Source organism: Enterococcus sp. C74, assembly GCF_040887125.1.
Classification (GTDB): Bacteria; Bacillota; Bacilli; order Lactobacillales; family Enterococcaceae; genus Enterococcus_B; species Enterococcus_B hirae.
The window spans coordinates 100,362-122,596 of the sequence record NZ_JBFOFA010000009.1 but is presented as its reverse complement, the minus strand read 5'-3'; the positions used below and the strand labels follow the sequence as shown (position 1 = coordinate 122,596).

The following is a 22,235-nucleotide window of genomic DNA, read 5'->3' as shown; positions in this document are numbered from 1 at the left end:
GGAATACGTGTGACTGGAAATATGACGAGTGAAGAATTACAAGTCATCGCTTTTGATATTATTTTGCATAGTGGAAATGCCCGAACATTGATTCATGAAGCCTTCAAACTTCTACGGCAAGGAGAAAAAGCGGAAGCGAGTCAACAATTAGATAAAGCAAATGAAGCTATTTTAGAAGCGCATAAAGCCCAGACAAACTTGCTAAAAGAATATGCAAGTGGGCAAAAAATCGAGATGGAGATCATTATGGTCCATGCCCAAGATCATTTAATGACAACAATGACCCTTTTAGAAGTTGCAAATGAAATGAGTTATTTGTATCAACAAAAAGCTTGAAAGAGGAGATTAAGGTGGATGAAACTAAGAAGCAACAATTAGCTTTAGAAAAGAAACAATTTAGTTTGAAAATCATGTACTTCAATCGTTATCTTGTGATTCGTTATTTGACAGCCTTTTTCTTTTTCATCAATCTTAATTGGCTAGTACTACTATTAATCGCAAGAAGCAGTGCCTGGCTGCTGCCGCTTAGCTTGCTGGGTTTGATCGTTCCTGCTATCGGTGAACAAGTCATACTTTATCGTACGCACACGAACCGAACACCTTGGACGAGCAATTATTTTAAGATTCAAGGAATGATGAACGTAGGAATCAGTGGCTTACTACTTACCCCATGGTATCGCTCATTTTTTCCATTTATGGCTAATGATCATAGCGCCAAGCTATTTTTACTCGCATCATTTGTAAGCGGTATCTTTGTTTGTGGCTTTTGCTGGTTCCGCTTAGAAAAAATTGAACGTAATCAAGACCGTCAATATCAACGTGTTAAACAATATGAAAAGAGTTCACAATTAGGGAAGGGGAGTAACTAATGTTTAAATTTTTGGAAAAGTATTTGATGGGACCGATGGGAAAAATTGCACAAATGAAAATCGTTCGGGCGGTAATGGCAGCAGGGATGGCTTCGATTCCATTTACGATTGTCGGGTCGATGTTTTTGGTTTTGAATATCTTACCTTTACCATTTCCATTTCTTGAAGGGTTTTTCAACGCTACATTTTTTAAAGTCAGTGATTTGTACATGATCATCAACACGATGACCATGGGGATTTTATCCATTTATTTTGCTATTGTTTTTGCTTATGAACTGACTTCAATCGAACGAGATGAACAAGGGTTGAATGTCAATCCTTTAACTGGTTCGCTGCTTGCGGTATTTGCTTTCTTCATGTGTATTCCGGAATTAGTGTTATCCGATGGGAAAGTAAGCTTGATTGCTAGTATCTCAGATACGGAAACTGTCGTGAACGGGATTCGGATGGGCTCATTTGTCGAGCGGCTAGGCACTTCCGGTATCTTTACAGCAATCATCATGTCATATATAGCTGTTGAATTATATTGCATCTGTGTCAAACGGAATTGGGTCATCAAGATGCCTGATGTAGTACCTCCAGGTGTTTCTCGTTCCTTTACAGCTTTGATCCCTACATTTGTGATTGGCTTCGTCGTGATGCTTGTTAATGGTCTGTTGGTTGTATTAGGAACAGATATCTTCAAAATGATTGCGATCCCATTCGGATTTGTTACGCAATTAACGAACACATGGTTAGGGATCATGGTGATCTATTTCTTGATCCATGCACTATGGATCGTGGGTATCCACGGCGCCAATATCATTACTTCTTTCTTGACACCAATCGTATTAGCGAACATGGCAGCAAATGCACAGGGAGCGAATTTCCCGCTTGCTGGCGAATTTAATAATTCCTATGTAACAGTAGGAGGATCAGGGGCCACATTAGGATTGATCTTCTTCATTGCCTTTTTGGCTAAATCCGATCAATTAAAAGTACTAGGGAAAGCTTCTCTAGTTCCAGGTATCTTTAATATCAATGAGCCAATTATTTTTGGGATGCCAATTGTTTATAATCCGTATCTGGCTGTTCCATTTTTCCTAGCACCGATGGCATCGGCTTCACTAGCTTATTTTGCCATTCGCTTCGAGATCGTTAAGCCAATGCTGGCGCAAATGCCTTGGCCTTCGCCAGTTGGTGTGGGCGCATTTGTCGGTAGTGGGGGAGACTGGAAGGCGGCTGTTTTAGCAGTATTATGTGCAATTTTAGCGTTCTTCATTTGGTTACCATTCATCAAATACTATGACAATAAACTGTTGACTGAAGAAAGAGAAAAAGCAGCCGAATTAGCTGCGGAATAAAGCCATGTGATTTGCTTCAATTAACTCATTAAAAACAAAGATAGAAAACTACGATAAATATGAAGCGACCTCCAAAAAATCTAATTTTTGGAGGTCGCTTCAATACGTTTCGCATCTCGTATTTTTATTGTAAACAAGTGGTATTCATTGAAATACTCAGTCTTCAATCAGTTCTTTGACGACTTCATAATCGCCTTTATAAGGAACATCTATCCCATTGATTTTTTGATAAGGATCGACTCCTTTTCCAGCGACTACAACGGAATCTTCAGGATTGCTGATCGCTAATGCTTGTCTGATCGCTTCTGGACGATCCATTTCATAATGAACCTCAAGCTCAGCATTAGTGATAGCTGCATTGATTTCTTCAGCGATTTTTTGCGGATCTTCAAACGCTGGATCATCCGCTGTTAAAAAGACGACGTCAGCCGTTTCTGATAATACTTTTCCGAAATCCTGACGGCGAGAAACTGCTTTGTTTCCGGGGCTACCTAGGACAACGATGACCCGACCCTTCGGATGTTCTTTTTTGGCAAATTCTAATAATGTTTTTAAACTGAGATAATTATGTGCATAATCGACATAAACATGACTACCATTTTTTTGGATCAACTGATCCATCCGTCCAGGCACACGTGCTGCTTTGAGTCCTTTTTGGGCATCCTCGATGGAGGCGCCAGTCAACGCAGCCGCAATGATAGCACTTGCTGCATTTTCTTGGTTGAAATCACCGGCTAATTGGATCTCATAGTCTGCTTCGATATCAAGTTTTCCGTTGTGTTTGATCAAGTGAAAGGCATGGTTCCCTGAAGTTAAACTGTTTACTTCATAATCAGATTCGGCAGAACGTCCATAAGTGATGTAAGGGACGTTTGCTAACTCAGCCGTTTCCTGTAAAAGATCGAAATGATCACTTTCATGATCTAAAATCACAGTTTTAGAATTTAAAATCAATTGACGTTTGCAATAGAAATAATCATCAAAAGTTGGATGTTCAATGGGGCTGATATGATCAGGAGAGATGTTCAGGAAGATTCCTACATCTAGCGTTAAACCATATACCCGTTGCGTTTTGTAAGCTTGTGAGGATACTTCCATCACTAAATGTGTCATGCCATTTTTTACCGCTTCCGCCATCATGCGATACAAGTCTAATGATTCAGGCGTTGTTAAATGGGATTTAAAAAAAGTTTGTCCATCTAAAGTCGTGTTCATTGTTGAAAGCAACGCTGTTTTGTTGTTTGTCGCATGATCTAAAATGGCTTTGGTAAAATAAGCTGCTGTCGTTTTTCCCTTAGTTCCAGTGTAGCCGATCACTTGCAATTGGTTTTGGGGATAATGATAAAAAGCCATGGAAAGGATCGCCATCGCTTTGCGAATATCAGTCACGATGATACCAGTTGCTGTATTTTCGTAAGGCTGTTCAGCAACGTAGTAGCTCAAACCATTCGAGATCGCACTTGTTAAATACTCTTCTTTGAAATTCAGACCTTTACAAAAAAACAGCGTCTCATGATCTACTTGGCGTGAGTCATAACTTAACTTTTTGAATACAAATTGCTCAGGAGCATCTAAATGCCAACCTTGAACAGAAACAAATTCTTTTAATAAATTTTCTTTGATCAATAATTTACGGATATCTTCTAAAGAGAAGCTCATTGAATCATCCCTCACTTTATTATTCATTGGGTTCTGATCCATTATAGCATATTTCAAAAGGCTTACGGGAAGGGAAGAAGGAGAATAAAGTTGATTGCAAAAAGGAAAAAGCTAGCGTAAGACGATGACCTCACTGATTACAGGGCTAGTTTTTTGTAAAAAGATGAGAGGAAGAAAAGATTTACTCAATTTTTTTGATATTAGTATAGAAATGTTTTAACCTTTAAGTACAAGGACCTTCTGTTTTCAAGATGTCTTTGATTACTATAGAGAGGAGGATAAGGAAATACCTGATTCCAATAAGAAATGATAGATTGATTAAGAAAAATATGAAAATGAAAGGGAAATAGAATGGTTGAAATAGAAGAGAAGCAAATTCTAGTTTTGGGGTTGAAATCAGAAAGAGATAAGTTTATTCTCTCGTATTCAGATGAAAAGTTAACCCGAGAAAACTACATTGATACTTATAACAATAAAATAAAAGAAGCTATTTTACAGGAAGCTGAAAAATTGACCACTAAAGAGAGGTGGCAGAATTTTACCAAGAATTTATATTCCTATATTCCCATAAATATTAAAATGGATCCTATAGGGAAACATTATCTTCAATCTTTGCAAGAAAAAGAGAAAAATAAATTAGAAAATATTTATAAAGATGTACATATATTGAAGTTAAAAGAAAAATGTTTGTTCGAAAAAGATGGAGAAGTTATTTCCCCTATTTTACATGCCAAAAGAGGATGTAAAATAGGGATCGATGCTGCTATAAAAAATGCCAATACTCAATTATTTTTTGTTATAGACGGAATAAATATGCGGAATGTTATTCATAAAAAAGATTTGTATAACCGAAGTATTACAAATAGAGAACTGAGATATATTTATCGTCATCGCTACGCTTTAGAGGGGAAAATCACATTTTTTTCTAATGGAAAACAATGTGAAGCACCTTGGGAAAAAGATCCGCAACTATGGAGTGAATACAAGCATTCCTCACAAAGCTTTATTTATAAATATAGAGATATAATTAGTAAAAAACAAGGCATGTTGAAGTCTGGAGAACATTCGAGTATAAAACAACCACTCAATCACTTAACGGAAAAGGCTATCAATGAACAGAAACACAGGAACAGTTTGTTATCTAATTCTAATGAAAATATAAAAATAAAACAAAACAAAGAGTTATCTAAAGAATAGTGAATTTACAGAAAAATCACACAAAAAAGATTGCCAGTTTCCCATTTTGCTATTAAACTGTTAGTAATGTTTTGAAGAAAGTTGGAATCTGATCGATGACTAATCAACGAAAACCAGCAATGGAAAATTTAACACCTCAAGAAAAAATGGCTCGTGGCTCTGCTTGGATGACAGCTAGTAATATCATTTCCCGGTTACTCGGTGCGATCTACATTATCCCATGGTACGCATGGATGGGAGAGAATGCGAAAGCTGCCAATGGATTATTCAATATGGGCTACAATATTTATGCTTTGTTCCTACTGATTTCAACAGCTGGGATTCCGGCGGCGATCGCAAAGCAAACCGCTCGCTACAATTCATTAAATGAATATGGGACCTCTCGGCGTTTATTTATTCGAGCATTACAGATGATGGGTGTACTAGGACTCTTATTTTCATTATTTATGTATGTGGCTTCGCCTTGGCTCGCACATGCTTCTGGTGGCGGAGCAGAATTGATTCCAACGATGCGATCACTCAGTATCGCGGTACTTGTTTTTCCTTGTATGAGTGTCATACGTGGGTATTTCCAAGGAAACCAAGAAATGATGCCGTATGCACTTTCCCAAATCGTGGAACAAGTCGCACGGATCTTTTACATGTTGCTTGCGACCTTTATTATTATGAAAGTCATGAAAGGCGATTATGTCACAGCAGTTACTCAGTCGACTTTTGCTGCATTTATCGGAATGTTAGCAAGTATTTTGGTTTTGTTGTATTTTTTGAAAAAACAACAGGCGTATTCAGCAGCACGTGTCCAGTATAGTCATAACCAAGTCAACGTAGCGACAAAAGAATTGTTACTAGATACGATCAAAGAAGCGATTCCGTTTATTATTGTTGGGTCAGGAGTGACGATCTTTAAATTAGTAGATCAGTTTACCTTTATTAAAATCATGTCAGCAACGACTGAATATTCCAAAGATCAGTTATTGGATCTCTTTTCAATTTTCAGTGCAAACCCAGATAAATTGACGATGGTCGTGATTGCACTTGCTACTTCCATCGCTTCTACTGGGTTGCCGTTGATCACCGAAGCGGTGACGATCAAAGATCATCGTGGTTTAGCGAAACTGACAAGTGGCAATTTACAATTGTTTTCGTTCTTTATGTTTCCTGCTACCTTTGGCGTGATCCTGCTAGCCTATCCTTTAAATACGTTGTTTTATGCACCTGATAAACTAGGAAGTCACGTGTTGATCCAAGCCAGTTTTGTGGGGCTGTTCCTTGGTCTATATATGTTAGTTTCCAATATGCTTCAAGGGATGTTTGAAAATGCCGCAGCGATCCGTTATCTTGCAATCGGTTTTGTCGTGAAGGTGATCTTGCAATATCCAGCGATCCGTCTGTTTGAAGTCTATGGTCCATTATTTGCGACGATGATCGGTTTTGCTGTTTCTTGCACGTTGATTTTAAAAAAGATGCGTCAAGTGGCACGTTTCAAACCAAGTTTTGTTTGGCGGAGAACACTATTGATTTTTATTTTGACACTGATCATGCTGGTAGCAGCTGGGGTCACGAAATCTGTTTTCGGTTTATTCCTCAATCAAGATAGTAAAATTCAGTCATTGTTCTTGATTTTATTTGTAGCTGGTGTTGGCGGTACGGTGTACGCATACTTAGCGTTAAAAATTCGATTAGCTGAACGTCTTTTAGGACCAAGTATGGTTCGATTACGCCATCGATTAAGAATCAAGTAGTAAATAAAATTTGAAAAAAGAAGTTAGGAATAATGTTCCCTATTATCCCTTAACTTCTTTTTTCAATCAAATGGAGGAAAAGCATGCGATTAGACAAATTTTTAGCGGATGTCGGATTAGGCAGTCGCAAAGAAGTCAAGGCACTGATCAAAAAAGGGCACATCAAAGTGAACGATCAAACCATTAAAAGTGACAAATTCCAAGTAGATGAATGGAAGGATCAAGTGACTTATGAAGGCGAACAGTTCATTTACCAAAAAGATTTTTATTATATCCTCAATAAACCAGCTGGAGTAATTTCAGCCACTCAAGACAACTACGATCAAACAGTGCTTGATCTATTCGATGATACTTCTTATCGGGAAGACCTTTTTCCAGTCGGGCGTTTAGATAAAGATACAGAAGGCTTATTGGTTGTGACAAATGATGGCGGCTTGGCTCACCGTTTACTTTCCCCAAAGAAACATGTCGAAAAAGAGTACTTCGCTGAAGTCAACGGTATCATGACCGAAGCCGATGTACAGGCATTTAGTCAAGGATTGACCATTGACGGTGGCGAAGAAACCAGACCTGCTCAATTAACCATTGTTTCAGTCAATTCGGAAGATGAAACATCGGTGATTCGCTTGATCCTGCATGAAGGAAAATTCCATCAAGTCAAACGGATGGTCAAAGCCGTAGGAAAAGAAGTCACTTATCTTAAAAGAATCCGAATGGGGAATTTCCTGCTCCCAGAAGACTTGGCACTCGGCGAGTATCGGCAAATGACAGCTGAAGAAGTCAAGCAGTTAGAGGGAAAGGAATTGTAATCAAACGAAATACGATGAAGAAACAAAAGCCAGCTAGCCTGTTTTTAGGCTCATTGTCAAATGATAAAATGATAGTTAGGGTATCTTTGATAAGCTAAGTAAAAGACATCTTGAATCCTTCGATGAATTGGTTCGCCCAATTCATTCTAAAGGAGTTCAAGGTGTCTTTTCTATTTTTTGAATCCTAAAAAAGATGTTGGCGAATTTCACCAACATCAAAAAGTATAGAATCGTTATTTATAGAGAGATCAGGTTAATACTAGCTTTGAAGTCAAGAAATAGCAGTTTGTCTTTACTTTAATTATTTAATTAGTTGTACAATATTTTTGTAGAAATAAAAAAGAAGTGAAGGGAATGAAAGCAGTAGCTTATTCAAATTTCCGTCGAAACTTACGTAGTTATATGAAACAAGTGAATGAAGATGCCGAAACGCTTATTGTAACAAGTAAAGATGTAGAAGATACTATTGTTGTATTATCGAAAAGAGATTATGATTCTATGCAAGAAAGGTTGAGAACACTTTCTAATAATTACGTTATGGAAAAAATTCGTCGAGGTGATGAGCAATTTTCTAAAGGTGCATTTAAGACACATGACTTAATCGAGGTTGGATCTAATGATTAAGGCTTGGTCTGGTGATGCTTGGGATGATTATCTTTATTGGCATGAACAAGGAAATAAAAGCAACATAAAAAAATTAACAAGTTAATAAAAGATCTCGATCGTTCTCCCTTTGCTGGATTAGGAAAGCCCGAACCATTAAAGCATGATCTATCTGGAAAATGGTCAAGAAGAATTACCGATGAACATAGATTGATATATAGAGTTGAAAATGAGACGATATTTATTTATTCTGCAAAAGATTACTATTAGTAGATTAAAACTATGTCAAGGGACAAAACGTTTAAGTTTTTGTCCTTTCTTATTATATTACAGACACATCACTTTAGTTTATATAAAGCAATATAGTTGCTGTTAACAAAAGAGTGAATAGAAGCAGTATAGGATTGATCGTCTGTTCAAAACTCCTGTTCAACTAATCGTGAGTATTGTCTATCTCAAAACGAATATATCTTGTACAGTAGCAACTTAAATACCTACTAGAATATCAGTGATTTTCATTCTAATGAGCGGCTGATTTTTCTGCATGTTCGACTTCTTTATCTATACCTAACACCCTTTTTTTATGCTCATTTCATTCGTGTTTATTTAGAAATTACTGCCATTAGCCAACGATTTTTTGAAAAGATTGATCGCTAAAATTGAACCTCTGCCTAATTTTGTTATCTATATTTTGTATCATTTTATCTATAATTTGTTTATTTATTCCTTTTGTTGTAAGCGCTATAATTGGCTTGTGAATGACACGAAAGGAGTTTTACGATGAAAAAAAGAAAGGGGTTAAATCATTTTTTTGCTAATCTATGGCGCTACAAAGCTTTAGTACTGATGGCTGTGCCGGGGATGCTATGGATGATTTTTTTCTTTTATATCCCAGTATTAGCAAACGTAGTAGCATTTAAAAACTTCCATATTTCTGCTGACGGGTTTTTAGCTAGTTTAAGAGAAAGCCCTTGGGTTGGTTGGGAAAATTTCCGCTTCTTATTTACTTCTGATCAAGCTTTCTTGATCACTAAAAACACCATTTTATATAATGTTACTTTTATTCTTTTGAATTTATTGATTTCCGTTGTTTTTGCCATCATTATGAGTGAATTACGGAATAAACGACTGGTAAAAGTTTACCAAACAATGTCGTTACTTCCTTACTTTCTATCATGGGTCATCATTGGGTATTTTGTTTATGCCTTCTTGAGTCCTGACAAAGGAATCTTTAATCAGTGGATCACTGGGCATGGTGGAGAAGCGATCAACTGGTATAACGAACCGAAGTATTGGCCGTTTATTCTTGTCTTTATCGGTACGTGGAAAGGGATTGGCTATAACAGTATCATTTATTTTGCTTCTGTTATGGGGATCGATCCTACTTATTATGAAGCAGCGATGGTGGATGGTGCCAGCAAATGGCAACAAATCAAACATGTGACGATTCCACAATTGATTCCGTTGATGACGATCTTAACGATTCTAGCTGTCGGGAATATTTTCCGAGCAGACTTTGGTTTATTCTACAATATCCCGAGAAATTCCGGGGCACTTTATGATGTCACACAAGTATTGGATACTTACATTTATAATGGCTTGACCTCTACTGGTGACTTTGGAATGACAGCTGCAGCGGGATTGTATCAATCCGTTGTCGGGTTTGTTCTATTGATGATCACAAATACGATTGCTCGTCGTTTCGACAGCGAATCAGCATTGTTCTAGGGAGGAGAAAGAAATGAAAAAAAAGAAAGTCGAACGAGTACAGATTCGTTCATTTAACAAAACAACCAATTTTTTCTCTAACTTGTTGATCGCATTGTTTGCTCTTTCTTGCATCTTACCGTTTCTATTCGTGATTGCGATTTCTTTTACGAAAGAATCCGCTTTGACACAATATGGCTACAGTTTTTGGCCAAAAGAATTTAGTACATTTGGGTATACTTACTTATTCGGTCAAATGCAAGACAAGATTTTCCAAGCTTTATTTGTGACGATCCTTGTCACTGTTCTAGGGACTTTGATCAATAGTACAGCGACTTCTTTATATGCTTATGCGATTTCACGATCAAACTTCCCATTTCGGCGCTTCTTTACCGTATTTTGTTTGATCACGATGTTGTTCTCACCAGGGATGGTTGCGAACTATTTAGTAATGACGAATCTCTTGCAGTTAAAAGATACGATCTGGGCATTGATTTTGCCAATGGCGGTCAGTCCGTTCAATATCATCGTGATGCGAACGTTCTTCAAACGCTCGGTCTCAGATTCGATCATTGAATCTGCAAGAATTGATGGGGCTAGTGAGCTGCGAATCTTTGTGCAAATCGTTTTACCGCTGGCAATTCCAGGGATTGCAACGATCAGTTTGTTTGCTGCCTTAGGGTATTGGAATGATTGGTTTAATGCGTTGCTTTATATTCAAGATGATAAACTGGTTCCTTTGCAATATTTATTGATGAAGATCCAAAGCAATATTCAATATTTGACACAAAATTCAGGAGCGGGCAGTCAATTGACAGGCGGACTTGCTTCTGTTCCGGGAGAATCAGCTCGAATGGCGATCGTCGTGATTTCTACTTTACCGATTGCGATCAGCTATCCATTCTTCCAGAAACATTTTGTTAAAGGATTAACGATTGGTGGAGTAAAAGAGTAATGCAATAAAAATATAAAACAATTTAGGAGGAAGAAAAATGAAGTTATGGAAGAAATTAGCCTTTACTGGCGTTTCTGCAATGATGGTTGGAACATTGGCAGCCTGCGGATCGGGGACAAAAGAAAAAGCTGAAGCAAGTGATTCAACAACCCTTCAAATGTATCAAATCGGTGATAAACCAGAGAATTTCGATCAGTTGATGGACATTGCAAATAAACGGATCGAAGATAAAATCGGAGTCAAAGTCAATATCAACTACATCGGTTGGGGCGATTACGAGAAGAAAATGAATGTCATTATCTCTTCTGGTGAAAACTACGATATTGCCTTTGCCAACAACTATGTATCAAATGCGCAAAAGGGTGCATTTACTGATTTGACAGAATTAGCACCAAAATATGCGAAAGAAGCGTATGATTCTTTAGATGAAGCGTATATCAAAGGGAATTTAGTTAACGGGAAATTGTATGCCTTTCCAGTAAATGGCAATGTGTTTGCCCAACAAGTGTTGACTTTCAACAAGCCGTTATTAGACAAATACAATTTATCGATTGATGGGATCGAATCTTATCAGGATGCGGAAAAAGTGTTACAAGAATTCCATAAAAAAGATCCAAATACAGCTGCTTTTGCGATTGGACAAGGATTTAAGGTCCAAGGAGATTTCGATTATCCATTAGGGAATACATTACCATTTGCGGTTGATTTGAACGGCGATGACACTAAGATCATCAATCAATACGACAACAAAACGTTTATCGAATTATTACGTACGATGCACAGCTGGTATAAACAAGGATTGATTCCTAGCGATGCTGCTACTAGTAATAAAGATTACCCACTTGAAGGGAATACTTGGTTAATGCGTGGCGAAACGCAAGGACCATACGATTATGGCGATACGATCTTGACTAATGCAGCGAAACAAGAATTGGTTTCAAAAGCAATCACTGTTCCATTGAAATCAACTGGACAAGCACAAATGGCCAACTTTGTCGTATCAAATACCTCTAAAAACAAAGAAAAATCAGTTGAATTTTTAGGTTTATTAAATAGCGATCCAGAATTATTGAATGGTTTAGTTTGGGGTATCGAAGGCGAAGCATGGAAAAAAGATGGCGATGACAAGATCAAATTATTAGATGGGTACCAACCAAACATGCACATGTCTGCTTGGAATACCGGTAACAATGAAATCTTATACACACAAGATACGATCACAGATGAAATGATTGCTGAAAGAGATAAATCAATCGAAGAAGCAAAAACTTCTCCAATCTTAGGCTTTAGTTTCAATACAGATAGCGTAAAAACAGAACTAAGTAATATCTCAAATGTCATGAATCAATACCTAGATGGATTAAATACTGGGACAGTTGATCCTGATGAAACATTACCGAAACTAAAAGATGCTTTGAACAGAGCAGGTTATGACAAAGTATTAACAGAAATGCAAAAACAATATGATGCATTTCGTAAGGAAAGTAAATAATTCAAGAAACTGAATCAGTTTCTAGAAAGAAGCAGAACTTTTTCCGAAATTTGCATGTCGAATTTTTGGAGAGTTCTGCTTTTTGATTAGTGTCCGAAGAAATGAAAGAAAAGCAACCAAGTAGCTAAAAGTTCATTAGGCTTTTTATCAAACTGGTTCTTTTACTTTTTTACTACTCTTGTATAATGAAAGGGAATACAATGTTTTTTATGGAGGGAATCGCATGTTAGGTAAAGCACTAGAAACATTATTTATCAGAGTGTGGGTGGTCATGAAATTAACTTTTTATTTTTGGATCTATACACTGATGGGAGCCATCGTATTAGGGATTGGACCTGCTTATAAAACAGTCAACGAATTGTTTTATCTTTATGGTTTTGAATATAAAGAGATTACGTTTAAGCGAGGGTGGGAAACATTTAAACAAACATTTGTCCGTGGGAATGTGTTGTTTGGTTTATTTTTAGCGGGGACATTTTTGCTTGGCTATAATTTATACTTATCTGTTCAAATTCAAGGCATTCTTTTTTTGATTACTGATTTTATCCTGATTTTTAGTTTACTTTATATTTACTCCACTTATCAGTATAGCTTGATTTTAGATAGTGAATACGAAATTTCGATTTCTAACCTACTTAAGTTAAGTTTTGTTTCAGGCTTTTCCAGTTTTTCGACCTTTTTGAAATTGTTGATTGGCGGAGGCATTATTTTTTGGCTAACTTGGAATTATAAAGGACTGATTCTCTTTGGTGTGATTGGCTTATTGACTGTTTGGAATGGGCTGGTAACCAAACAATGGCGGGAAAAACTGGATATGCAGTTAGAAAGCTATGAATAAATGGCGTATTTTATTTTCACAAGGAACACTTTTGAATCGTCTTTTCCGAAAATATGCGCTCGTACTGATTTTATTAACAACGGTGGCGACTGCTATCATCAGTGTTCATACGTGGGTACAAACGCAAGAGCAAGCCAAGCGAACGACAAGTGAGGCGTTACAAAGTACCAGTCGTACACTGAACGATAAAACGACACTAAGTAAAATCATTAAAGACCAATTGTTGGGGAACTCTGATAAAATCGAGAATGCGACTACTTATCTGACAAAACCGATCAATGAATATTTGATGTACGCTTATGATCAACAACAAAAAACGACCGATTTTGTCTCTTTTCCTTATCTAATGAGAGATATTTATGTCAGCTATGAGGAAGTCAGCTCCGTCTATGTTGTTTTCAGTCAATTGCCTGAGTATCTGGAATCTTCTAGAGCAAATAAAGGTGGGGTGATTAAAAGTGGTACGCCTAAATTGACAGATGCTTTTTATATCAAAATGTCGATCACGCAAGGTGGAAGCGAAGTCGGAAGCATGTTCGTCGGTTTTGAAAAAGCGGAATTGGATGCGGCATTAAAGAGTTTGAATACCTTTAGCGGCTTATCATTGTATATGATCTCTGGTACCACCAACCGTTTATACACATTCCATGATCAAGGAATGACAAAGGATAAACTAGCAACCCAAGAACAATTGATTACAACCAGCCTTCAAGAAAATTCCACTTTGCCACTGATAAACCTTGAAAAAAATAATTTCATCCAGTACCAACAATTACCCGATGATTACCGGATATTGGCTACTTTAGATCGTTCGATGGTTAGACGAGCGGTTATCCAAGATTTAGCACCATTGATTTTCGGTGTATTTCTATTAGATGTCAGTCTGTTATTCTTTTTATACCAAACCTTCAAGCGCTATTCGCAACAAGTAGATCTCGTGATGGATGCAATGAATGAAACGGCTAAAGGGAATTTGGAGACGCGGATCGATACGACCCAAACGGAATATGAATTAAAAGACCTTTCTATAGGGATCAATGAGATGTTGGATAGCATCAACCAATATGTTGAAGATATCTATAAATTGGAAATCAAACAGCAAGATGCCCACATGCGTGCATTACAAGCACAAATCAACCCTCATTTTCTCTATAACACGTTAGAGTATATTCGGATGTATGCGTTAAGTGAAGGCAGCGAAGAATTGGCAGATGTGGTGTATGCTTTTTCGGCCTTGTTGCGAAACAATACTAATCAAGAAAAGACGATCAGTTTAAAGGAAGAACTGGACTTTTGCGAAAAATATGTCTATTTATATCAGATGCGTTACCCCAACCGGATCGCCTATCATTTTTCCATTGATCCATCATTAGCAAGTATCGAAGTACCGAAGTTTGTGATTCAACCATTGATCGAAAATTATTTTAAACATGGGGTCGATTTTACACGTTTTGATAATGCCTTAAGCGTGAAAGTGTTTCGTGAAGGGCAACGAGTCCAGATTATTGTGAAGGATAACGGCAAAGGGATCACACCGGAACGCTTGGCAGAGATTGAATCAAGATTGGCGCATCCTAAAGTCGAATTGTATCAATCGATTGGATTGCAAAATGTGAATGAACGTTTGCGTGCAAGTTTTGGACATAGTTATCAGATGAAGCTAAGTACCAATCAAGAAGGAGGATTGTCTGTCACTATTACATTTAAAGAAAAGGGGTAGGAACATGTACCGAGTGTTATTAGTCGACGATGAATATATGATCTTGGCAGGGTTGCAAAAAATTGTTGATTGGGCAAGTTTGGGATTTCAGGTAGTCGCAACGGCAGAAAACGCGATGCAAGGATTGTCTGTTTTAGAAAATCAATCCATTGATTTAGTTATAACAGATGTCACGATGCCCGAAATGAATGGTTTAGAATTTATCGAGGCGGCTCAAAAGGAACATCATGCGTTTGAATTTATGATTCTTTCTGGTTATCAGGAATTTGATTATTTAAAAAGTGGGATGCAATTAGGGGCCATCAATTACTTGATGAAGCCGGTTAATAAAACCGAACTGATTGCTAGTTTAACCAAAGTGAAGCAGCAATTAGATCATCAAATTGAACAGAAAAATCAGCAAGAAATCTATCAAGAAGTCCTTTTTAGTCAGTGGCTCAATGAAGAATTAGATGAAGTGAGTGAAGAAGAGATTTTAGACAAAATCGGAGGGAAACAACGAAGAGTTTTACTCGCTCAAGTGTCTAGATCCGTCGGGAAATCAGTGAATCAGTGGCTGAAAAACCACCAAGAACTTTTTTATTATCAACGAAACTTTGGAGACATGGAACGCTTTACTTTGTTGCTGGAAGAAGCGTCAGTTTCTGCATTTTGCCGCTTCATTCAAGAGAAGAGTATGGAAGAAAACTGGTTGATCAGTATTGGAGATGAAACAGCAGATCCTGATAAGATCCCTGAGAGTTATCAACATGCCAAAGATAATTTACAACTGCATCAATTCTACGGTGAAAAAGACCAACATATCTTTTTTGCCGAACAAGAAGCAGCAAAAGAACAGGCAATTGATTTTTCTTCGTTTAATCGTGTGTTGAAAAGCGGGCAATTGGCTAGTGCCCAACAAATGATCACTCAATTTTTTGATCAATTCCAAACTGCTGTGATGACACCGGATGATATCCGTCATTTTAGTTTTTTGTTGTTTATGGATATCCACCGGGAATTGATTCGGCTAGAAGACGATGAATATTTAAAAGGGATTCAACAGATCAATCAAGCAAAAACAGTCCAAGAACTGCATCAACTCTTACTATCTTTGATCAAGGAACAGCAAAAACAAGTCCGATATAGCGAGAATGTCGAACGAGTGATGACGATCTTACACGAACACTACCGAGAACCTTTAACCTTGAAAGAAGTTTCAGAAAGCCTGCATTTGAATGTGATGTATTTGGGGCAATTATTCAAAAAAGAAACGAAAAAAAGTTTTTCAACTTATTTAAATCATCTCAGAATGGAACAAGCGAAATGGTTGCTGCTGCATAGCAATCAAAATATCAATGAAATTTCTAGTGAGATCGGCTACAACAACACAACCTATTTTTCAAAGTTGTTCAAAAAAATCGTCGGAAAGTCACCAAAAGAATATCGTGAAAAAAATGGAATGATCGTATAAAATCAGCTACTGTGGTTCAGGTGAAAGTGCTCATTACCCTCATCAAGTAAATCCAAGGTGCCGCATGTCTTGAAGCTTGTTTAAATTAGTATAATTCGGTACAATTTTTCTAGATGATGTTTAGAATTTTGAAAGAAAGCGAGCATGAAACTTTCTTTTTTCTGGTTGGTGAAAAGAGGATGCAGGATGGATTTTTTACGTAAATATGGATTTTATTTTTTATTGTCAGGAGTAGTAAGTGATTTTCTGACACCGTATGTTTTAGGAATTTTTTATCCTAAACTTAATCAAATGACTGCTGTGATCAGTCTTTTTGGGGATGTTGGTAGTCCCGTACGAAAAGCATTTTTGATTTGGTCGGTCATATCTGGCTGCTTGTATGTTTTGGCAATGCCAGCGTTATATCAAGCTTTTGTTACTACTTCAAAACCACTTGCTCTATTAGTGACAGCTGCCATCGGTCTATATGGTGTTACAGATTGTATTTTTACCGGGTTATTTAGTGTGGACACGAACGAAACTTCTTGGAATTTTTCGACTTGGATCCACAATCTTGGTTCAGGGATTGGGTATGGTGGATTTATTTTGTTCCCTTTATTTGTTTTCTTATTGTATCGCAAAATGGGCGATGCACAATTAACTCAATCGTTTTTTATTTTACTAGTTGCCAGTTTGGTTTTTGCAGGAATTTATGGCGTAGCACGTATTCCCGGATTAAATCAATTGCCGGTTTTGAATCAGTTAGGTTTTTGTCAACGGATCAGTTTTTTCTTTAATTATTTACCAATTGTGTGGTTAAGTATATTACACATTAGGGCATAGCGGACTGTAGCCCTAACTAAATGCTGGAAATTCGTAAAACTGATTGAAACCACAGGATAAATGTGTCAGACTAAACCTTGACCGCACATCGTGATGTGCAAATGTATATCGTAGGGGAGTCTAATGAAAGACATGAGAAATATCAAATTAACGATCGAATATGATGGGAAACGTTACTCAGGCTGGCAACGTCTGGGAGATGACGATAAAACGATCCAAGGCAAAATCGAAGCAATCATCTCACAGATGACTGGAGAAAAAATTGAGATCATTGGATCGGGGCGCACGGATTCTGGGACACATGCCAGAGGACAAGTGGCAAACTTTAAAACGACTTCTCAAATGAGTCGTAATGAAATGCTAACTTTTCTCAACCGCTATCTACCAAGAGATATCGTGATCAAAAAAGTGGAAGAAATGCCTGAACGCTTTCATGCTCGATACAATGCGACAGGGAAAAAATATAGCTATTATGTGTGGAATAATCCCGTTCCAACTGTTTTTGAACGAAATCATAGTTTCTATTTTCCACAAGAACTAGACCTGGAAAAAATGAATGAAGCTTGTCAAAAACTAATGGGAAGTCATGATTTTATCGGTTTTTCTGCCTTGAAAAAATCAAAAAAATCAACAGTTCGTACAATTCATGAACTCTCAATCGAACAAGAAGGCGGCATGTTGCACTTTACCTTTGTGGGCAATGGCTTTTTGTATAAGATGGTTCGGATCTTGATGGGTACACTCTTGGAAATCGGTACAGGAAAGTTACCTGTTTCGGCGATTGATGATATTTTTGAGAATAAAGTAAGACAACAGGCAGGAGAAACCGTGCCGGCACATGGTTTATTTTTAGACGAAGTGTATTACCAATAAACATTCATATCAAATAGAACAAACTGAGAGAGTCGTTTGATTGCCTGTAGCAGGCAAAAGAATGGCTGTCTCAGTTTTTTTGATTAACCTAATCTCTCCCACGACTCCTCTAAGCGGTCTATTCGCAATTTCGCTAGTTTCGTGATACATTCAGGACGAATTTACATATTTGACCAAGAAGTGAGGGGAAAAGTGGTGGAGCAAGAGCTAGCAGAATTATACAATCTCATTTTAAACCCTAATACCCGTGAATGGGAACGGACATTGTTGATCCAAGCGAAAAACCAAGTAGGGGAAAGAAAACAAAGAAAAGAAATCCTTGAAATGATTGAAGTCTCTTTACGACCACTAGCACTTCGGGGGAATTTGACGCCTGACGTCATGGACTTTTATTTGAAGATCACCCATGATCCGATGGGACAAGTGTCTTACGACTTTGCGAAACACCAGATCACCGATGAACGCTATCAAGAAAAAGCCGTCTTTGCCGGGGGCTGTTTCTGGTGCTTAGTCGAACCGTTTGAAACACGGCAAGGGATTATTTCCGTGTTGTCCGGATATACTGGCGGGGAGGTCGAACATCCTAACTATGACCAAGTTAGCAGTGGCACGACTGGGCATGTGGAAGCAGTGGAGATTATTTTTGATCGGCGAATGATAAACTATGAAGAACTATTAGCGATTTTTTGGCAAGTCACCGATCCAACAGATGCCTTTGGACAGTTTCAGGATCGTGGGGATCAATACCGCTCTATCATTTTTGTAGAAAATGAAGAACAAAAAATACTAGCAGAAAAATCCAAGCAACAAGTGATCGCTTCGCATCAGTTTGCGGAACCAATCGTCACACAGATTAAGCCAGCAACAACCTTTTGGCCTGCTGAAAATTATCATCAACAATTTTACAAAAAACAACAAAAACGTTATAAGAAGATCAAGAAGTCTCATCAACAATTTTTATTTTTTAAGCGGGCAAAGAAAAAATGGTCTGGGGAAGACGAATAAGTAATCGTGTAAGTGGAAGATGTTCTGTAAAAATCAGTCATTCCCTTAAAATTGCTAGATGATTTAATAACGATTAAAATCTAATAATACTTTTAAGTAAGCGCTGTTGATTAAGTGGTACACTTATTTGAGAAACCTCTCTCAAATAAAAGAAAGAAGGTACCTATGATGAAGAAAAGGCGTTTATTGGTTTTTAGTGTTCTTTTTGTATTTTCAGTATTTTCAATATTTTCAACATTTTTTGTGGTCCATACTTATGAAAAATCAGAAAGCACCCAAACAATTATCACTGAAAGCAAACAGCATTTACTAGACAATGTGGTGGCAAAACAACGTAACAATCGAGTAAATTTGTTGGATTCGGGGTCAGGCATTTCTGCTTCTGAAAATAGTAGACCGCCAAAAGATTTTATTGATGTTTCCTCACATAATGGTTATTTATCTGTCGAAGCATATGAAACAATGAAAAACTATGGGATCACAGGTGTAGTAGTTAAGTTAACAGAAGGGGATTCTTATAGGAACCCGCTGGCCCCTGAACAAGTTGCGAATGCTATCCAGGCGGGGTTGAAAGTGAGTGTCTATCATTATGCTTGGTTTAATTATGCAGAAGACACCGAAAAAGAAGCCCACTATTTATTAGCCTATCTAAAAGAATTAAATTTACCTTATTCTACTGTAGTTGTGAACGATAGTGAAAATCCTCAAATGAATCTAGCAAGAGCAACTGAAAATGCGCAAGTGTTTAGTCAGGCCATTCAAGCAGCTGGTTTTTCCCAGGTGGTTCATTATTCCAATCTTTCATGGTTTACGAATGGAACTTTAGACTTGGATGTCTTAGGAAAAGAGAACTGCTGGGTAGCACAATGGCCTCAGAATCCTTCAGAAAACGAACTTTTACATACAGAAAAAGCTGCTTGGCAATGGGCAAGTGATTTATACTTTCCAGAATTTACCGAAAAACAATTCGATATCAACGCCGATTACCTAGGGATATTTACCAAATGATCCATGGTGATGATTGAGGCTAAAGAGGATTTTTGTTAGTAATTCGCCAACGATAAGCGTATAATGCACATAGAACGATAGTTATCAAAAACGAAATACACGTACGCATACTAGGAAAAAGAAGTGACGAGTCGCATTTTTTGAAAGCGTATACTTGTTTAGGAGGAGAAGAATATATGTATGTAGCAAATCAGCAGCGATATGAAAAAATGACGTATCGAAAAACTGGAAAATCTGGGTTGAGATTGCCTTTGCTGTCTTTAGGATTATGGCAAAACTTTGGTGATTATGATCCTATAAGTAATCAACGGGAAATTTTACGTGGCGCCTTTGATATGGGGATCACACATTTTGATTTAGCCAATAACTATGGTGGTCCAGCAGGAGCAGCAGAGAAAAACTTCGGTCGGATCTTTAAAGAAGATTTTCAAACGTATCGTGATGAAATGATTATTTCAACCAAAGCGGGTTATCACATGTGGGAAGGGCCTTATGGGGAATGGGGTTCCCGTAAATCGATCATTGCTAGTTGTGATCAAAGCCTCAAACGGATGGGGTTAGATTACGTAGATATCTTCTATCATCATCGTCCTGATCCAGATACACCTTTGGAAGAAACGGCAGAAGCGCTTATGCAATTAGTTCGTCAAGGGAAAACACTGTATATTGGGATCTCTAACTACAACGGGGAAGACACGAAGAAAATGTCTGCTATCTTACGTGAAATGAACGCTCCATTTATTATCCACCAAATGCGTTACAATATGTTTTCAAGAGAGTTATTAGAAGAAGATTTAGCACCTGTTTTAGAAGAGACCGGTCTGGGAGCTATTACTTTTAGTCCTTTAGCGCAAGGGTTATTAACTAAACGCTATTTACATGGGATTCCAGAAGATTCTCGAGCCCATCGTAAAGAAATTCCTTTTCTATCAGAAGATCAAGTGACACCTACATTGGGTAAGATCAAGCAATTACAGGATTTAGCTGATTTGCGTGGACAGACGTTAGCACAAATGGCTTTAGTATGGAATCTACGACAAGAGTCAGTTACCAGTGTGCTTGTAGGCGCTAGTCGACTTAGTCAATTAGAAGAAAGTGTTCGGATGATGGATAATCTTTCCTTCTCACCTGAAGAAGAACAGAAAATTGAACAAATCTTAGGACACTAATGAAAGCTGTTTTTTCCTTTTTCTCAGAAAAATAACGTAAAGGAGGAGTTGCCATGGCTCATCAAGATTACGTTCATCTGAAAACAATTGATACAGATATTCGTTCATTTATTTTACAAAAAAATAAGAAACTGACCATAGAGTCCCAAATCCCTTTTATTACTTTTATGAATTATCATTTTGAGTATATAAAAGAAAAAATCATTCAAGACCAGAATGAAACAAAAAAAATTAATCAAGAAATGCTAGAGCAGTTGAAAAATAAGCAAATCATTAGTCAAAATTTAAATACAACGATCAATCAAAAAGCGACTTTTGGTCAAAAATCAGCAGATGCAATTGCCAATTTTGGTGGTAGTTGGCCGTTTATCTTTCTCTTTGTAGTGATTTTAGGTAGTTGGATCTTGTTGAATACGTTACATTTTTTTGGCCTATCATTTGATCGATATCCGTTCATTCTTTTGAACTTAGTGCTTTCTTGTTTAGCTGCTATCCAAGCACCGATCATTATGATGAGTCAAAACAGACAAGCAGCTAGAGATCGGATAGCAGCCGACCATGATTATCAAACAAACCTAAAAGCTGAGTTAGAAATTAGTTTGTTGCATGAAAAAATCGATTATTTGATGTCACAGCAATGGCAACAAATGCTGGAATTACAACAATTACAAATTGAGTTATTAACCCAATTAAATGAAAAATTCCAAGAAACGACAAAAAGTGAATAGTAGGACAAGCAGTTGAAAATAAGCTGGAATTCGCACAAAGGAGTCATTTTTGCGAAACTACGGCTTATTTTTTTTGATACCATGAATGAGCTACACAAATTTATCAGAGAAATGATCAACGTTTGCACACTAATTTTAGTGTGCAAAGAAAAAAGAAGTGTGCATCTATACAGTGTCCTCTTGAAAGCGTTAGCACGACAAGGGATTAAAGCGCTTTAAAAGTTGGCACGGTAATTGCTTTAT

General features: G+C 37.4%; 20 protein-coding genes and 1 pseudogene. 20 read left to right on the top strand and 1 reads right to left on the bottom strand.

Features of this window, described 5'->3' with window-relative positions; genetic code table 11:
- Positions 1-9 precede the first annotated feature (9 nt).
- Genes AB3H93_RS11735 through celB form a run of 3 tightly spaced genes read left to right on the top strand, consistent with a single transcriptional unit; the run spans position 10 to position 2,212 of the window.
- The gene (locus AB3H93_RS11735; RefSeq protein WP_010721022.1) at positions 10-336 is read left to right on the top strand and encodes a PTS cellobiose transporter subunit IIA; all 327 of its coding nucleotides are present in this window, start codon (positions 10-12) and stop codon (positions 334-336) included.
- Positions 337-350: 14 nt separating this feature from the next.
- On the top strand, positions 351-869 hold the full coding sequence (locus AB3H93_RS11730) for a hypothetical protein (protein WP_368020616.1): 519 nt from the start codon (positions 351-353) through the stop codon (positions 867-869).
- Positions 869-2,212 (top strand): PTS cellobiose transporter subunit IIC, encoded by a 1,344-nt coding sequence (celB, locus tag AB3H93_RS11725; RefSeq protein ID WP_010721020.1) that lies wholly within the window; start codon positions 869-871, stop codon positions 2,210-2,212. The genes AB3H93_RS11730 and celB overlap by 1 nt, the downstream gene beginning before the upstream one ends.
- A gap of 156 nt (positions 2,213-2,368) precedes the next feature.
- Here the strand turns inward: celB and AB3H93_RS11720 are convergent, their stop codons facing one another.
- Positions 2,369-3,871 (bottom strand): UDP-N-acetylmuramoyl-L-alanyl-D-glutamate--L-lysine ligase, encoded by a 1,503-nt coding sequence (locus AB3H93_RS11720; protein WP_207427406.1) that lies wholly within the window; start codon positions 3,869-3,871, stop codon positions 2,369-2,371.
- A gap of 351 nt (positions 3,872-4,222) precedes the next feature.
- Here AB3H93_RS11720 and AB3H93_RS11715 point away from each other — a divergent pair, with 351 nt between their 5' ends.
- The 17 genes and pseudogenes from AB3H93_RS11715 (at position 4,223) to AB3H93_RS11635 (ending at position 21,992) form a co-directional block, all read left to right on the top strand.
- The gene (locus AB3H93_RS11715; RefSeq protein WP_368020615.1) at positions 4,223-5,068 is read left to right on the top strand and encodes a hypothetical protein; all 846 of its coding nucleotides are present in this window, start codon (positions 4,223-4,225) and stop codon (positions 5,066-5,068) included.
- A gap of 95 nt (positions 5,069-5,163) precedes the next feature.
- The gene (locus tag AB3H93_RS11710; protein ID WP_034700493.1) at positions 5,164-6,810 is read left to right on the top strand and encodes a polysaccharide biosynthesis protein; all 1,647 of its coding nucleotides are present in this window, start codon (positions 5,164-5,166) and stop codon (positions 6,808-6,810) included.
- 83 nt (positions 6,811-6,893) lie between these two features.
- Positions 6,894-7,619 (top strand): pseudouridine synthase, encoded by a 726-nt coding sequence (locus tag AB3H93_RS11705; RefSeq protein WP_034700491.1) that lies wholly within the window; start codon positions 6,894-6,896, stop codon positions 7,617-7,619.
- 354 nt (positions 7,620-7,973) lie between these two features.
- Positions 7,974-8,243, top strand: coding sequence for a type II toxin-antitoxin system Phd/YefM family antitoxin (locus AB3H93_RS11700; protein WP_088745541.1), 270 nt, complete (start codon positions 7,974-7,976; stop codon positions 8,241-8,243).
- Positions 8,236-8,492, top strand: a pseudogene (locus AB3H93_RS11695) (Txe/YoeB family addiction module toxin). Before AB3H93_RS11700 ends, AB3H93_RS11695 begins: the two are co-directional and overlap by 8 nt.
- Positions 8,493-9,002: 510 nt before the next feature.
- Positions 9,003-9,950 carry a sugar ABC transporter permease gene (locus AB3H93_RS11690; protein ID WP_010721015.1) on the top strand — a complete coding sequence of 316 codons (948 nt, stop codon included), beginning with the start codon at positions 9,003-9,005 and terminating at the stop codon, positions 9,948-9,950.
- 13 nt (positions 9,951-9,963) lie between these two features.
- On the top strand, positions 9,964-10,884 hold the full coding sequence (locus AB3H93_RS11685) for a carbohydrate ABC transporter permease (protein WP_010721014.1): 921 nt from the start codon (positions 9,964-9,966) through the stop codon (positions 10,882-10,884).
- 37 nt (positions 10,885-10,921) lie between these two features.
- The gene (locus tag AB3H93_RS11680; protein WP_010721013.1) at positions 10,922-12,376 is read left to right on the top strand and encodes an ABC transporter substrate-binding protein; all 1,455 of its coding nucleotides are present in this window, start codon (positions 10,922-10,924) and stop codon (positions 12,374-12,376) included.
- A 223-nt stretch (positions 12,377-12,599) separates the two neighbouring features.
- A complete protein-coding gene (locus AB3H93_RS11675) occupies positions 12,600-13,214 on the top strand; it encodes a YesL family protein (RefSeq protein WP_368020614.1) in 615 nt (204 codons plus the stop codon).
- A complete protein-coding gene (locus AB3H93_RS11670) occupies positions 13,207-14,934 on the top strand; it encodes a sensor histidine kinase (protein ID WP_034700488.1) in 1,728 nt (575 codons plus the stop codon). Before AB3H93_RS11675 ends, AB3H93_RS11670 begins: the two co-directional genes overlap by 8 nt.
- A 4-nt stretch (positions 14,935-14,938) precedes the next feature.
- The gene (locus AB3H93_RS11665) at positions 14,939-16,387 is read left to right on the top strand and encodes a response regulator transcription factor (RefSeq protein WP_034867981.1); all 1,449 of its coding nucleotides are present in this window, start codon (positions 14,939-14,941) and stop codon (positions 16,385-16,387) included.
- A gap of 186 nt (positions 16,388-16,573) precedes the next feature.
- Positions 16,574-17,209: a DUF998 domain-containing protein gene (locus AB3H93_RS11660; protein WP_368020613.1), complete on the top strand. Its 636-nt coding sequence runs from the start codon at positions 16,574-16,576 to the stop codon at positions 17,207-17,209.
- A 132-nt stretch (positions 17,210-17,341) separates the two neighbouring features.
- The gene (truA, locus tag AB3H93_RS11655) at positions 17,342-18,082 is read left to right on the top strand and encodes a tRNA pseudouridine(38-40) synthase TruA (RefSeq protein WP_053766251.1); all 741 of its coding nucleotides are present in this window, start codon (positions 17,342-17,344) and stop codon (positions 18,080-18,082) included.
- Positions 18,083-18,277: 195 nt separating this feature from the next.
- On the top strand, positions 18,278-19,087 hold the full coding sequence (gene msrA, locus AB3H93_RS11650) for a peptide-methionine (S)-S-oxide reductase MsrA (RefSeq protein WP_368020612.1): 810 nt from the start codon (positions 18,278-18,280) through the stop codon (positions 19,085-19,087).
- Between the two features lie 168 nt (positions 19,088-19,255).
- Positions 19,256-20,095 (top strand): GH25 family lysozyme, encoded by an 840-nt coding sequence (locus AB3H93_RS11645; RefSeq protein ID WP_096709866.1) that lies wholly within the window; start codon positions 19,256-19,258, stop codon positions 20,093-20,095.
- A 176-nt stretch (positions 20,096-20,271) separates the two neighbouring features.
- Positions 20,272-21,264, top strand: coding sequence for an aldo/keto reductase (locus AB3H93_RS11640; protein ID WP_368020611.1), 993 nt, complete (start codon positions 20,272-20,274; stop codon positions 21,262-21,264).
- Positions 21,265-21,317: 53 nt separating this feature from the next.
- Positions 21,318-21,992, top strand: a complete 675-nt coding sequence (locus AB3H93_RS11635) for a DUF1003 domain-containing protein (protein ID WP_368020610.1) — start codon at positions 21,318-21,320, stop codon at positions 21,990-21,992.
- Positions 21,993-22,235 lie beyond the last annotated feature (243 nt).

Excerpts from the sequence above, each read along its gene's own strand:
- celB (WP_010721020.1), top strand. The coding sequence starts at position 869 with ATGTTTAAATTTTTGGAAAAGTATTTGATGGGACCGATGGGAAAAATT.
- AB3H93_RS11720 (WP_207427406.1), bottom strand. The coding sequence starts at position 3,871 with ATGAGCTTCTCTTTAGAAGATATCCGTAAATTATTGATCAAAGAAAAT.
- AB3H93_RS11715 (WP_368020615.1), top strand. The coding sequence starts at position 4,223 with ATGGTTGAAATAGAAGAGAAGCAAATTCTAGTTTTGGGGTTGAAATCA.
- AB3H93_RS11710 (WP_034700493.1), top strand. The coding sequence starts at position 5,164 with ATGACTAATCAACGAAAACCAGCAATGGAAAATTTAACACCTCAAGAA.
- AB3H93_RS11705 (WP_034700491.1), top strand. The coding sequence starts at position 6,894 with ATGCGATTAGACAAATTTTTAGCGGATGTCGGATTAGGCAGTCGCAAA.
- AB3H93_RS11700 (WP_088745541.1), top strand. The coding sequence starts at position 7,974 with ATGAAAGCAGTAGCTTATTCAAATTTCCGTCGAAACTTACGTAGTTAT.
- AB3H93_RS11690 (WP_010721015.1), top strand. The coding sequence starts at position 9,003 with ATGAAAAAAAGAAAGGGGTTAAATCATTTTTTTGCTAATCTATGGCGC.
- AB3H93_RS11685 (WP_010721014.1), top strand. The coding sequence starts at position 9,964 with ATGAAAAAAAAGAAAGTCGAACGAGTACAGATTCGTTCATTTAACAAA.
- AB3H93_RS11680 (WP_010721013.1), top strand. The coding sequence starts at position 10,922 with ATGAAGTTATGGAAGAAATTAGCCTTTACTGGCGTTTCTGCAATGATG.
- AB3H93_RS11675 (WP_368020614.1), top strand. The coding sequence starts at position 12,600 with ATGTTAGGTAAAGCACTAGAAACATTATTTATCAGAGTGTGGGTGGTC.
- AB3H93_RS11670 (WP_034700488.1), top strand. The coding sequence starts at position 13,207 with ATGAATAAATGGCGTATTTTATTTTCACAAGGAACACTTTTGAATCGT.
- AB3H93_RS11665 (WP_034867981.1), top strand. The coding sequence starts at position 14,939 with ATGTACCGAGTGTTATTAGTCGACGATGAATATATGATCTTGGCAGGG.
- AB3H93_RS11660 (WP_368020613.1), top strand. The coding sequence starts at position 16,574 with ATGGATTTTTTACGTAAATATGGATTTTATTTTTTATTGTCAGGAGTA.
- truA (WP_053766251.1), top strand. The coding sequence starts at position 17,342 with ATGAGAAATATCAAATTAACGATCGAATATGATGGGAAACGTTACTCA.
- AB3H93_RS11645 (WP_096709866.1), top strand. The coding sequence starts at position 19,256 with ATGAAGAAAAGGCGTTTATTGGTTTTTAGTGTTCTTTTTGTATTTTCA.
- AB3H93_RS11640 (WP_368020611.1), top strand. The coding sequence starts at position 20,272 with ATGTATGTAGCAAATCAGCAGCGATATGAAAAAATGACGTATCGAAAA.
- AB3H93_RS11635 (WP_368020610.1), top strand. The coding sequence starts at position 21,318 with ATGGCTCATCAAGATTACGTTCATCTGAAAACAATTGATACAGATATT.